The 12,924-nt window shown below is 59.8% G+C and carries 10 protein-coding genes; 4 read left to right on the forward strand and 6 right to left on the reverse strand.

Features of this window, described 5'->3' with window-relative positions:
• The first annotated feature begins 124 nt into the window (after positions 1-124).
• A complete protein-coding gene (locus C4J89_RS14020; protein WP_124362944.1) occupies positions 125-1,627 on the forward strand; it encodes an ATPase domain-containing protein in 1,503 nt (500 codons plus the stop codon).
• On the forward strand, positions 1,624-3,294 hold the full coding sequence (locus tag C4J89_RS14025; protein ID WP_124414756.1) for an ATP-binding protein: 1,671 nt from the start codon (positions 1,624-1,626) through the stop codon (positions 3,292-3,294). Before C4J89_RS14020 ends, C4J89_RS14025 begins: the two co-directional genes overlap by 4 nt.
• Positions 3,295-3,319: 25 nt before the next feature.
• Here C4J89_RS14025 and C4J89_RS14030 read toward each other — a convergent pair whose 3' ends face one another.
• From C4J89_RS14030 to C4J89_RS14050, 5 genes are all read right to left on the reverse strand, one after another.
• Complete coding sequence (locus C4J89_RS14030) at positions 3,320-3,697, reverse strand: response regulator (protein ID WP_015372062.1); 378 nt, start codon at positions 3,695-3,697, stop codon at positions 3,320-3,322.
• 78 nt (positions 3,698-3,775) lie between these two features.
• A complete protein-coding gene (locus tag C4J89_RS14035) occupies positions 3,776-4,969 on the reverse strand; it encodes a hybrid sensor histidine kinase/response regulator (protein WP_124362946.1) in 1,194 nt (397 codons plus the stop codon).
• Positions 4,963-5,562, reverse strand: coding sequence for a chemotaxis protein CheB (locus C4J89_RS14040; RefSeq protein ID WP_124414757.1), 600 nt, complete (start codon positions 5,560-5,562; stop codon positions 4,963-4,965). The genes C4J89_RS14035 and C4J89_RS14040 overlap by 7 nt, the downstream gene beginning before the upstream one ends.
• On the reverse strand, positions 5,559-6,389 hold the full coding sequence (locus C4J89_RS14045; protein WP_372237478.1) for a protein-glutamate O-methyltransferase CheR: 831 nt from the start codon (positions 6,387-6,389) through the stop codon (positions 5,559-5,561). Before C4J89_RS14045 ends, C4J89_RS14040 begins: the two co-directional genes overlap by 4 nt.
• On the reverse strand, positions 6,390-9,887 hold the full coding sequence (locus C4J89_RS14050) for a response regulator (RefSeq protein ID WP_124414758.1): 3,498 nt from the start codon (positions 9,885-9,887) through the stop codon (positions 6,390-6,392).
• Positions 9,888-10,123: 236 nt separating this feature from the next.
• Between C4J89_RS14050 and C4J89_RS14055 the strand changes: the two genes are divergently transcribed.
• Complete coding sequence (locus tag C4J89_RS14055; RefSeq protein WP_124414759.1) at positions 10,124-10,480, forward strand: response regulator; 357 nt, start codon at positions 10,124-10,126, stop codon at positions 10,478-10,480.
• Positions 10,481-10,588: 108 nt separating this feature from the next.
• Entirely contained in the window at positions 10,589-11,983 is a 1,395-nt protein-coding gene (locus C4J89_RS14060) for a DUF1254 domain-containing protein (RefSeq protein ID WP_124414760.1), read from the forward strand.
• Between the two features lie 54 nt (positions 11,984-12,037).
• On the opposite strand, the gene C4J89_RS14065 is transcribed toward C4J89_RS14060, so the two are convergent.
• Positions 12,038-12,709, reverse strand: a complete 672-nt coding sequence (locus C4J89_RS14065; RefSeq protein ID WP_124414761.1) for a DUF3313 domain-containing protein — start codon at positions 12,707-12,709, stop codon at positions 12,038-12,040.
• Between the last annotated feature and the right edge of the window lie 215 nt (positions 12,710-12,924).

Here is a 12,924-nt window from a genome sequence, read left to right on the forward strand (position 1 = left end):
GGAAGATGCCGGCGCCGCGCACAAATAATTCAAAACGTTGAACCGCCACAGGTCGATACGGTCAAGTGAATATGGCGCGCCACAGCGGCGCGCACCCAACTTGTACGTGACCTGAGGGCACTTCTTGTCTACATCTAATTCGCTTTTAAGTGAAAAGGCAGCCACTGGTATCGAAGGTCTTGATGACATTCTTGCCGGGGGGCTATCGCGCAGCCACTTGTTCCTGCTGGAAGGCGAGCCTGGCACGGGTAAAACTACCGTCGCCCTGCACTTCTTGCAGGCGGGAGCGAAAGACGGTGAAAAATCTCTGTATATCACCCTGTCCGAAACCGAACATGAGCTGCGCCAAGGCGCCAAGTCCCATGGTTGGGACTTGGACGACAACATCCATATCTTCGAATTGACCCCGCCGGAAAGCCTGCTCAACGCCGAGCACCAGCAGAGCCTGCTGTACTCCTCGGACCTTGAGCTGGGCGAAGCCACGCGGCAGATTTTCGAGGTGGTGGAACGGGTCAAGCCGACCCGCGTAGTGGTCGACAGCCTGTCGGAGATCCGCCTGTTGGCGCAGAGCTCCCTGCGCTATCGCCGGCAGATCCTGGCGATCAAGCACTACTTTGTGCGGTATGACGCCACGGTACTGCTGCTCGATGACCTGACCACCGAATCCCTCGACAAAACCGTTCACAGTGTGGCCCACGGCGTGATTCGCCTGGAAGAACTGACACCCAGTTACGGCGCCGAACGCCGCCGGGTGCGGGTAGTGAAATACCGTGGCCAGAAATACCGTGGCGGCTTTCACGATTTCACCATCATGGGCGACGGTGTACACGTATTCCCTCGCCTTGTCGCCGCCGAACATCGCGGCGGCTACACGCGCCAGACCATGAGCAGCGGCATCCCCGAACTCGACGCCCTGATGGGCGGCGGCGTCGAAACAGGTTCCAGCAGCCTGATCCTTGGCCCGGCCGGCACCGGCAAATCGCTGATTTCAATGGTCTTCGCCGCCGCCGCCGTACAGCGTGGCGAAAAGGCCGCGCTGTTTATCTTTGACGAAGAGATGGGTTTGCTGTTCGAGCGCATGCATAACATGGGTATCGATCTGGCTGCGATGCAGGCCACCGGCAACCTGTTGATCGAACAGGTCGACGCGGCCGAGCTGTCTCCTGGGGAATTCTCCCACCGAGTACGGCGTTGCGTGGACGAAGGCGGCATCAAAACCGTGGTCATCGATAGCATCAACGGCTACCAGGCCGCCATGCCGGAAGAGAACGCGCTGATCCTGCACATGCATGAACTGCTGCTGTACCTGAACCGACGGGGTGCCGCGACGTTCATGACCGTGGCCCAGCATGGCCTGGTCGGCGATATGCAGACGCCCGTGGATATCACCTACCTGGCCGACACCGTGATCCTGCTGCGTTACTTCGAGGCACTGGGCAAGGTTCGTCGGGCCATTTCGGTGATCAAGAAACGCACCGGTACCCATGAGTCGACGATTCGCGAGTACCGCATCAGCAGTCGCGGCATGACCGTTGGCGAACCCCTGGATAATTTCCAGGGCGTACTGCGCGGCATCCCGATCTACATGGGCGCCGGCTCGCCTCTGCTCAAGGAAGAGGGAGTGTGACGTCCCTTACCCCAGTCTCCGAACGGGCCGTTATTCTTGCGCCTTTGGGGCGCGACAGCTCGTTGGCGCTGATGATGCTCAAAGAGGCCGGCTACCATGGCGTGGTTGCCGGCAGCCTGGCCGACTTGTGCGAAGCACTGCACGAGGGCGCCGGCGTGCTGATCATTGCCGCCGAAGCCTTGCGGGGCGTGGACATGGAGCCGCTGCTGGAGTACCTGCACCAGCAGCCGGCCTGGTCGGACTTGCCCATTGTACTGATGACCCATCACGGCGGCAGCGAGCAAAATGGCTCGTCGCATCTGAGCGGACTGTTGGGCAATGTCACCTTCCTTGAGCGCCCCTTTCATCCTGTCACCCTGATCAGCCTGATCAGCACCGCCCTGCGTGGGCGGCGCCGGCAATACGAAGCCCGGGACCGTTTGGTCGACCTGAGCGCCAGTGAACTGCGCCTGCAACGCACCCTGGAAACCCTCGAACAGCAAGTGGAAGAACGTACCGCGCAATTGCGCAGCAATGAAGAAGCCCTGCGCCAGTCGCAGAAAATGGAAGCCGTCGGCCAATTGACCGGTGGCATCGCCCATGACTTCAACAACATGCTGACCGGCATCATCGGCAGCCTGGAACTGCTGCGCCGGCGTGTGGCACGGGGCAAGCTGGACGATCTGGACAGCCTGATCGACCTGGGCGTCACCTCGGCCAACCGCGCTGCTGGCCTCACCCATCGCCTGCTGGCGTTTTCGCGCAGGCAATCGCTGGACCCGAAACCGGTGGAGATCAATAAACTGGTGACCTCCATGGGCGAACTGCTGGAACGCAGTATCAACGAAAGTATCTGCCTGCAAATGCGTTTGAGCGACACCCTGTGGACGGCCGAAGCCGACCCGAATCAATTGGAAAGCGCCCTGCTCAACCTGGTGATCAACGCGCGTGACGCGATGCCCAGCGGCGGCAGCCTCACCGTGGAAACCACCAACCGTCACCTCGACAGTGTATTCACAGCCGCCTATGGCACCTTGAGCCCGGGTGACTACGTCGAGTTGAGTGTCAGTGACACCGGCTGCGGCATTCCAGAGAGTGTCATGGGCCGAGTGTTCGACCCCTTCTTCACCACCAAGCCGATCGGCCAGGGCACGGGCCTGGGGCTGTCGATGATCTATGGGTTTGCCCGTCAATCCCGGGGGCACGTCACCCTGCACAGCGAAGTGGACAAGGGCACCACCGTCAGTTTGTTCCTGCCGCGTTTTGTCGGGGAAATGGTTGAGGATGCCGCAGTGAATCCGGCCCTGTTGCCGTTCGCCAATGACGGAGAGACCGTCCTGATCGTCGAAGATGACCCGGCGGTACGGGTGCTGGTGAGCGCGGTGCTCAAAGAGTTGGGATACGCCTTTGTCGAAGCCGGTGACGCCAGCACGGCGGTACCGATCATCGAATCCGATCAGCGTATCGACCTGTTGATCAGCGACGTTGGCCTGCCTGGCATGAACGGCCGGCAATTGGCGGAAATCGGTCGACAAATCCGCCCTGACCTCAAAGTGCTGTTCATCACCGGTTATGCCGAACATGCAGCGGTGCGTGGCGGGTTTCTTGACCCCGGCATGCAGCTGATTACCAAGCCGTTCACGTTCGACCTGCTGACCGAGAAGGTGCGCGAGATGATCAGGGACTAGGGCTGCACGGCAGCCCTGGAGGGCGTCAGGCCAACAGGCGCTGGATATGCTCCTGCAGCGTATCCAGGTCAAACGGCTTGGCCAGGATCGGCGCATTGCGCGTGATCGGGCTGTCGCAGTCGAGAATTTCCTGCGGATAACCGCTGATAAAGATCACTTTCAACTCCGGGCGCACCTTGAGCGCCGGTTCGGCGATCTGCACGCCGGAAATGCCGCCGGGCAGGCGGTAGTCGGTGACCATCAGGTCCAGGTGCGGTTTGGTCGCGAGGATTTCAAACGCCTCTTTTCCATTGACCGCCTTCAACACCCGATAACCCAGGCCCGCCAGGTATTCACCCAGCACAAACATAATGGATTCGTCGTCTTCGACGATCAGTACGACATCTTGCGCATCTTCACTCATGGGAAGCCTTTGTTCGGTCAGTTGCTGGTGTTACGACCATGGGGTCACGTAGAGGTTGCGTCCAGGTGACGATTGATTTCATGCCGTCGCCTGAAGCGGCAGGCACACCCGGAACAGCGCGCCCTCGCCTATCTGGCTTTCGACCTCGATGGTACCGCCGTGGGCTGCGACGATCTGTTCGGAAATGAACAGCCCCAGGCCCAGGCCGGCCGCCGCGTGGTTGACGGAAACCCGCTCGAACTGCTGAAAAATGCGCTTCTGGTTCTCTTCACTGATACCAATGCCGTGGTCACGCACTTCCACGCGCGCTTCGCCGTGTTCGGTGTAAACCCGCACCTCGACCGGGCTCTTGGCGCCGTAGCGCAGGGCGTTGGTCAACAGGTTGGTGACCACCTGCTCGATGCGGAACTCATCCCAATGGCCTTCCACCGGCTCGTCGGCGACCAGATGCATTGACGATTCGGCGGCAGCGACCTGCGGCTCGAAGTTATGCACCAGGTTGCGCACCAGTTGCGCCAGGTCAAAGCGCGCCGGGCGTATCGACAGTTTGCCGGTGCGGATGCGCGACACGTCGAGCATGTCCTCGATCAGGCGGATCAGGCTTTTGATCTGGCGCTCATCGCGGTCGACCATCGCGTGCATCTTGTCCAGCGTGAACGCCGCAGCGTTGTCGCGGGCCAGGTGCATCTTGCGCAATTGGGTTTCCAGGATCAGCCCGTTGAGCGGCGTGCGCACTTCGTGGGCGACGATCGACATGAAGTCATCGCGCATGCGCACGGCCTGCTCCAGCTCGGCCTGGGTGGCCTGCAGGCGCGTCAGCAGCAGTTCCTGCTCGCGGCGGCTGCGCTCCAGGGCTTCGACCTGCAGCTTCATCGCCTTGCTCTGACGGTACAGGTCAACGAATACATTGACCTTGCTCTTTACCGCGTGGATATCCAGCGGTTTGTGCAGGAAGTCCACCGCGCCGCTTTCATAGCCCTTGAAGGCGTAATTGAGTTCGCGGCCGGCGGCGCTGACGAATACGATCGGGATGTTCTTGGTCTTTTCGGTGCCGCGCATCAGTTCGGCCAGTTCGAAACCGTTCATGCCAGGCATCTGCACGTCGAGGATCGCCATGGCGAATTCATGTTCCAGCAACAGGGACAACGCCTCGTCGGCACTCAATGCCTTGAATACCTGGCGGTCTTCGCGCTTGATCAGCGCTTCGAGGGCCAACAGGTTTTCCGGCAGATCGTCGACGATCAGCAGTTTGGCCTGGACAGTACTTAACATGGGGAAGGTTCCAGGGAAGCCAGCAATGAGCCAATCTGGCTCAAGGAAAGAATATGGTCGGGTGTGTGCAACGCCAGGGCCGCCAGGGGCATCACGGCAATCCGGGCTTCAGCGGGATCCTGCACAACGGTGATGCCGCCCGATTGCTTGACGTGGGCCAGGCCGCGCGCGCCGTCCTGGTTGGCGCCAGTCAGCAGGATCGCCAGCAGGCCTCGTCCGTAGGTATCGGCGGCTGAGGCGAAGAGAAAATCGATGGCTGGCCGGGAATGGTGCACGCGGTCCTCCTGGCTCATGGATAGGCTGCGGTCGTGCTCCACCGACAGATGATAGCCGGGGCCGGCGAAATACAAGGTGCCCGCCTCGATCGACTCTTTGTCCCGCGCCTCCTTGACCGGAATGCGCAAGCGCCGCGCAAAGACCTCCGCCAATTGGCTGCGACGTTCATCCGGCAGGTGCAGCACGGCAATGATCGGCAGGCCGAACGTATTCGGCAGCCTGCCGAAAATACTCAGCAACGCCTCCACGCCGCCGGCGGAGGCGCCGACGACGATGGCTCCAATCCCGATAATCGGGGTGATTGCAGCGTCGCTCATAATTTGCGGTAGATCCGTTCCTGTTTGACCAAGGGTTCGAATTGCTTGCTGTAGGCGGAAAAATCCAGGGTTTCCTTGCTGCCCAGCACCAGGAAACCGCGATGGCACAGCGACTCATGAAACAACCCAAACGCCCTGTCTTGCAACTTTTTATTGAAATAAATCAAGACGTTGCGACATGAAATTAATTGAGTTTCTGAGAATACGCTGTCGGTCGCCAGGCTATGGTCGGCGAACGTGACGTTCTCGCGCAGCGTCTTGTCGAAGATCGCGTTATCGTAAGCTGCGGTGTAGTAGTCGGCAAATGAGCGTTGTCCACCGGCCTGCTGGTAATTGGCCGTGTAGGCGCGCACGTTCTCCAGGGAGAAGATGCCTTGCTTGGCCTTGTCCAGCGATGCCGGGTTGATGTCGGTGGCGTAGATGATGGTGCGCTCGAGCAAGCCTTCTTCGCGCAGCAGGATCGCCATGGAGTAAACCTCCTCGCCCGTGCTGCAGCCGGCGATCCAGATCTTGATCGACGGGTAGGTCTTGAGCAGCGGCACCACTTCCCGGCGAATTGCGAGAAAGTGCGAGGGGTCGCGAAACATCTCGCTCACGGGGATCGTCAGGAACTGCAGCAACTGCATGAACGCGGCCGGGTCGTGCAGCACCCGCTCCTGCAGCGCGGAAATGGTCGCACAGTCGAACTGGCGCAAGGCATGGGCCACCCGCCGTTTGACCGACGCACCGGAGTAGTCGCGAAAGTCGTAGCTGTACTTGAGGTAAATCGCCTCGATCAACAGGCGCAGCTCAATGTCGCTGCTTTTGTCCAAAAAACTTCGCTCCACTTAAATGCGTTCCATCTTTGGTAGCCACACGCGAATCAACGAGAACAGCCGGTCCAGATCAATCGGTTTGGCCAGGTAGTCGTTGGAACCTGCCGCCAGGCAACGCTCCTGGTCGTCCTTCATGGCCTTGGCCGTCACGGCGATGATCGGCAGCTTCTTCCAGCGCGGGTCCTGGCGGATCAGGGCGGTGGCTTCGTAACCGTCCATCTCCGGCATCATCACGTCCATCAGTACCAGATCGATATCCTCGACTTCATTGAGCTTGTCGATCGCTTCGCGGCCGTTGCGCCCGATCACCACCACGGCGCCTTTGTGCTCCAGGGCGCTGGTCAGGGCAAAGATATTGCGCACGTCGTCGTCCACAAGCAGGATCTTGCGCCCTTCGAACACCTTGTCGCGGCTGCGCGCGGTCTTGAGCATCTTCTGGCGGTCATGGGACAGCTGGGATTCGACTTTGTGCAGAAAGAGTGTGACTTCATCGAGCAGGCGCTCCGGAGAACGGGCGCCCTTGATGATGATCGAGCGCGAATACTTGCGCAGTTCGGCCTCTTCGTCGCGGGTCAGGTTGCGCCCGGTGTAGACAATTACGGGCGGGAACGAGCAGATATCCTCGGTGGCCATGCGCTTGAGCAGCTCGTTGCCTAGCATGTCCGGCAGCTTGAGGTCGATGATCATGCAGTCGTAGACATTGGTGCGCAGCAGGTCCAGTGCAGCCTGGGCGTAGCCGACATCGGTGATTTCAATGTCATCGTCGCCGATCAGGCGGGCAATGCTGTCGCGCTGCAGGTCGTCATCCTCGACCAGCAGCACGCGCTTGACCTTTTGCGTCAGCTTGGCTTCCAGGCGCGCGAACACGTCCTTGAGCTCTTCACGGGTGGTGGGCTTCACCGCGTAACCGATGGCGCCCATGTGCATGGCGGCTTCGACGCGGTCTTCCACGGAAATCACATGCACCGGAATGTGCCGGGTATTGGCGTGCGCCTTGAGACGCTGCAGCACCGTCAGCCCGGAATGGTCCGGCAGGCGCATGTCGAGCAGGATCGCGTCGGGGACGAACTCCTCGGCCAGGCTGTAGCCTTCGTCAGCACCGTGGGCGACCAGGCAGTTGTAGCCCAACTCATGGGCCAGGTCGAAGAGGATGCGCGCAAAGTTCGGTTCATCTTCCACCACCAGAATGCAGCGGGTAGTGAATGGCCCTTTGTCACGGTCGTCGGCAAAGCGCGGGATAGGCTCGGCATCGGCAACCGGCAACGTCGCAACCTTTACGGGCGCGGGGGCCGGTACCGCTACGGCCTGGCGCGGGGCCTCGATCGGCGCGGCGTCTTCAGCGCGCTCAACATACTGTTCCGGCAATACCAGCGTGAAAATGCTGCCCTTGCCCGGCTCGCTGGCCACGCTGATGTAGCCGCCCAGCAAGTTAGCCAGGTCACGGGAAATGGACAGGCCCAGGCCGGTACCGCCGTAACGGCGATTGGTGGTGCCATCGGCCTGGCGGAAGGCTTCGAAGATGCTTTCCTGTTGATCCTGGGCGATACCGATGCCCGAGTCGCGCACGGTAAAGGCAATGCCCTCCCCCGGTGCGCGGGACACCGTCAGGCTGACATCGCCCTGCTCGGTGAACTTGATGGCGTTGGACAGCAGGTTCTTGAGGATCTGCTCCAGGCGCTGGCGATCGGTGAACAGCAAGGCCGGTGCGCCTTCCTGCAGGTCGATCTGGAAGCCCAGATTACGATCCTTGGCCAGCGGCTCGAACATGCCGCGCAGGCCATCCACCAGGCGTTCGACGCTGGAGTTTTCCGGGCGCACTTCCAGCTTGCCGGCTTCTACCTTCGAAATATCCAGGATGTCATTGATCAGGTTGAGCAGGTCATTGCCGGCCGAATAGATCGACTCGGCAAACTTGACCTGTTCGGCACTGAGGTTTTCCTGGGGGTTCTCGGCCAGCAACTTGGCCAGGATCAACGAACTGTTCAGCGGCGTGCGCAGCTCGTGGGACATGTTGGCGAGGAACTCGGACTTGTACTTGCTGGAGCGTTGCAGCTCATCGGCGCGGTCTTCGAGTTCCAGCTGCACCCGGTTGAGTTCGATGTTCTTGCGGTCCATGGCATCGCGCTGATCGGCCAGGGTCTGGGTCTGTTCGGCCAGTTGTTCGTTGGTCTGCTCAAGCTCCGCTTGCTGGGTTTCCAGGTGCGCCTGGGACTCCTTGAGGATGCGTGACTGCTCTTCCAGCTCTTCGTTGGCGGTCTTGAGCTCTTCCTGCTGCACTTGCAGCTCTTCGTTGAGCTGCTGGGTTTCAGCGAGTACTTCCTGCAAACGCTGGCGATAACGCGCGGCTTCGATGGATGTACCGATATTGCCCGCGATCAGTTCCAGCAATTCGACATCGCGTTCTTCCAGCGGGCGCAGGAAGCCCAACTCGATCACGCCGTTGACGCGGTCGTCATCGCTGGTCGGCACTACCAGTACGCTGCGGGCCGCGCCCTCGCCCAGCCCCGAGCTGACCTTGAAGTAGTCCACCGGCACGTCGTCCAGGCGGATCAGGCGATCGAGCTGGGCGGCCTGTCCCACAATGCCTTCGTCGCTGTAGATCGCTTGTTCCAGCTGCGCCTGTTCGCGGGAGAAGCCGTAGGTGGCCACGCGTTTGAGCCCGCCGTGTTCTTCGCGCACATACAACGCTCCAACGGCCGAGCCCATGTATTGGGCAAAGAACTGCAGAATATTGCGGCCCAACAGGTTCAGGGTCAGCTGGCCGAGCACCTGTTCGGCCAGTTCAGTTTGGCCGTTGCGCAGCCAGGCTTGCTGCTCCAGGCGCTTGGCGATCTTCTTTTGTGACGCGAGGCTTGCGCTGTAACTGTTTGATAGTTCAACTAAGTTTTTTCGGCCGACATACGCCAGAAACCCACTGAGCCCGAGTACGAACACCAGGTACAGGGTGACGCTGAGCACCGTGGTGCGGGTGACCTCTTCATTGCGGGTGATACGGAACTGCTGCTCCATCGCCACCGCGTCGTCATATTCCTTGCGAATTTCATCAGTCAGGCGCTTGCCCCGGCCCGCCTTCACCGCACCGCGGAAGTCGCCGCTGTCGCGCTGCAATTCAATCATCGACTGCGCGTAGTTGTTCCACTCTGCCTGCAACGCTTCAAGACGCTTGAGGCGGTCGACCTGCTGCGGGTTGTCGGCCACCAATTCCTGCAAATTGCGCAGGTCGGCAATGATTCGCGGCTTGGCCACCTCGTAAGGGTCGAGGAAATGCTCGTCACCGGTAATCAGGAAGCCGCGCATGCCGGTTTCCAGGTCGACCGTCAGTTTGGACGACTCATTGAGGTTGTTGATGACCCGGTCGGTGTGCTCCACCCACTGGATCACCGACAGCAAGTAAGTGATCAGGAAAACGAAAAACACCGCACTGAGCACACCCACGCCCAATGGCAGGGCCACATTGCGACCCAGGAGTTTACGGAAGCTCTTTTCATCAACTGACGACGCGGGAGTCATGGGCATGCCTTGGCCAAGTGCGGAAAAACCGGGAGTTTGCCCCAAAGTGACGGCCAAGACCATTTTTCTGGAATGATTTGGTACAGATTCCTACGATAGAACAGGCTATTCTGACTGGTCTTTTCTATCGTTTTTACCGCCCGACGGAACTTGTCGATAACCTGCGCTTACTCAAGTAACAGGTCGGTCAGAACGGCCGCTGGTAAAAACCTCGTCTTTTTTGGGAACGCCTTATTATGTCTAGCTCCACCATCCTTGTTGTCGAAGATGACGCTATCGTGCGCATGCTGATCGTCGATGTGCTTGAGGAGTTGGAGTTCACGGTACTCGAGGCCGCCGATGCCGAAGAGGCGCTGAAGATTGTCGAAGGCAAAGACACGGTCATCGACCTGATGATGACCGACGTCGGCCTGCCGGATATGGACGGTAAGCAACTGGCGACCAAGGTGCGCGAACTGCGCCCCGCCCTGCCCATCCTGTTCGCCAGCGGCTATGCCGAAAACATCGACGTGCCAGCCGGTATGCAGGTGATTGGCAAGCCATTCTCGATCGATCAACTGCGCGATAAAGTCAAATCGATGTTGCCCACATGATCCCTTGTCCTTTTGCAGGTTTTTAACGTGACGTCCGGGAAATAAAACAGGAAACTCATCGCCTTTATTTCCCCGTCAGTCAAACGAACTCTGGAAGGACGCAACAACATGATTGGACAACCCGCGCGCCTGGTGTTGGCGAGCCTCTCGATACTCCTGAGCACCAGCGCCTGGGCCGACTTCACGGCGACGCCGACCGAAGCACGGGCCATTGCCAAGGAAGCCTATTTGTACGGCTATCCTGTGGTGCAGATGTACAAGACGCTCTATACCCAGGCCGTTGATAAAGGCGGTGTCAACTACAAGGCCGCGTTCAATCACATCGGCAATACCGCGCAGGTTTTCACCCCCAAGGACACCGCGTTCGTGACCCCGAACTCGGACACGCCCTACTCCTTCGTCTGGATGGATCTGCGCAAGGAACCCTTGGTGCTGACCCTGCCCAAGGTCGAAGACAACCGTTACTACTCGGTGCAGTTGATCGACCTCTATACCCACAATATTGCCTACCTGGGCACGCGCAGCACCGGCAACAATGGCGGTCACTACATGATCGCGGGGCCCGACTGGAAGGGTCAGCAGCCAGTCGACATCGACCGCGTGGTCTACAGCGAAAGCAATATCGCCTACGCGCTGTATCGTACCCAGTTGTTCGATGAAAAAGACTTGAGCAAGGTCAAGCAAATCCAGAGCGGCTACAAAGTGCAGCCGCTGAGCAGCTACGTGAAACAAGCGGCCCCGGCCAAAGTGCCGAAGATCGAGTGGCCCAAGCCAATGGCGAACATGAGCGACAGCCCGCAGTTGTTCCGCTACTTGAACTTCATGCTGGCCTTTGCTGCGCCGCAGGACAGTGAGAAAGACCTGCTGGCGCGTTTTGCCACCATCGGCATCGCCCCCGGCGCGCCCTTCAAGTTGAACCAACTGACCGCCGAACAGCGTAAAGCGCTGGAGGACGGGATTGCCGATGGCAAAGCCGAATTCGCCGCCTTCAAGAAAGACAAGATCGACACCCACCAGGTCTCCAGCGGGGAGCTGTTCGGCAGCCGTGACCGCCTGAAAAACAATTACCTGTACCGTTACGCTGGCGCCAACCTGGGTATTTTCGGCAACTCTACCGACGAAGCCGTTTACTTCACCTACTTCGATGACAGCGAAGGCAAGCCGGCCAACGGCGCACGCCGCAGCTATACCGTGCACTTTGCCAAGGACCAGCTGCCGCCCGCCGATGCGTTCTGGTCGCTGACCATGTACGACGCCAAGACCAAATTGCTAGTGCCCAACCACAAGAAACGTTACCTGATCAACTCACGCATGCTGCCTGAGCTGAAGCGGGACGCCGACGGAGGCCTGACCCTGGCGCTGCAGCATCATGAGCCACCGAAGGCCGAACAGAGCAACTGGCTGCCCGCCCCCACCGGGCCGTTCTTCGCGGTGCTGCGTATTTACCTGCCCAAGCCTGAAATCAGTCAATGGACGTTGCCGCCGTTGACGCCGCTCAAGTAACACCACGCGTGGCGGGACTCGACTCACAGTGGCCTCCCGTCGCGCGTTTATGCGTCATTGCTGTTTGAGCTTCAGAAAAGACTGATGCAGGTCGGTTGCCCATCCATCGATGACGTTTTTTACATCACCGGCCTTCATCACTTGAGTGTCGTTTGCCAGCGGCTTCCCTGTGCCTTTGCGCACCACCTGGGCAATCACTTTTGCGTTGGCGCCATCAAGGAACTGCGCCTCGGTGCCCAAGGTGGTTTGCTGGTCGCGAATCCCCGTGCCGGTACTTACCGCCGCCGCGACAAACGCAACCGGAATGAACTCGTAAGGCTTGAGCCCTTCGGTTTTACTGCTGACGGCCGTAATCGCTGCGCGCACGACGATCACCCCGGGGCCTGGGCCATTTGCCAACGGCATTGAACGGGCCAGTTCACGCTTGAGCGCCTGGTTGTAATAGTCGTTGATGCCGCGCAGGGTGCTGTCTGGAATCCGGGGGGTGGCTTGAGGCTTGGGATAGAACTGCGTGGGTTCGATGTACACCGCGCTGTAGCGGTTCAGGTCCAGTGTGGGATCGACCCAGCGCATTACTTCGGCTCCGGAGGGCGACTTGGCTTCCTTGAGTCGGCTGTAGTCCGACAGAAAGCCCGAATATTCGTCCGGTTGCGTGACCTTGCTGGCGCAGCCCGCCATGCTGATCGAGGCGATGCACAGCATGCTGACCATTAGCCTGAGTTTCATCGTTGGAGCTCCCCATCGATAGTTTGAGCTCTAGGTATAGCCAATCTTGGCAAAACGGGCTGCTTATTTTGGCCATGAGCCTTGGGGGGCGAAGCCACAGGTTGTCGGTGACGGCTCGGGAGCCGAAGCCTCTTAACTGGCGCCTCGCGTTCCAAATGTGGGAGGGGGCTTGCCCCCGATGGCGGCCTGACAGCCGACCAGAACGCTGGATCAGA

This window comes from Pseudomonas sp. R4-35-07 (assembly GCF_003852235.1).
Lineage (GTDB): Bacteria > Pseudomonadota > Gammaproteobacteria > Pseudomonadales > Pseudomonadaceae > Aquipseudomonas.

Excerpts from the sequence above, each read along its gene's own strand:
- C4J89_RS14050 (WP_124414758.1), bottom strand. The coding sequence starts at position 9,887 with ATGACTCCCGCGTCGTCAGTTGATGAAAAGAGCTTCCGTAAACTCCTG.
- C4J89_RS14030 (WP_015372062.1), bottom strand. The coding sequence starts at position 3,697 with ATGAGTGAAGATGCGCAAGATGTCGTACTGATCGTCGAAGACGACGAA.
- C4J89_RS14055 (WP_124414759.1), top strand. The coding sequence starts at position 10,124 with ATGTCTAGCTCCACCATCCTTGTTGTCGAAGATGACGCTATCGTGCGC.
- C4J89_RS14040 (WP_124414757.1), bottom strand. The coding sequence starts at position 5,562 with ATGAGCGACGCTGCAATCACCCCGATTATCGGGATTGGAGCCATCGTC.
- C4J89_RS14065 (WP_124414761.1), bottom strand. The coding sequence starts at position 12,709 with ATGAAACTCAGGCTAATGGTCAGCATGCTGTGCATCGCCTCGATCAGC.
- C4J89_RS14035 (WP_124362946.1), bottom strand. The coding sequence starts at position 4,969 with ATGTTAAGTACTGTCCAGGCCAAACTGCTGATCGTCGACGATCTGCCG.
- C4J89_RS14060 (WP_124414760.1), top strand. The coding sequence starts at position 10,589 with ATGATTGGACAACCCGCGCGCCTGGTGTTGGCGAGCCTCTCGATACTC.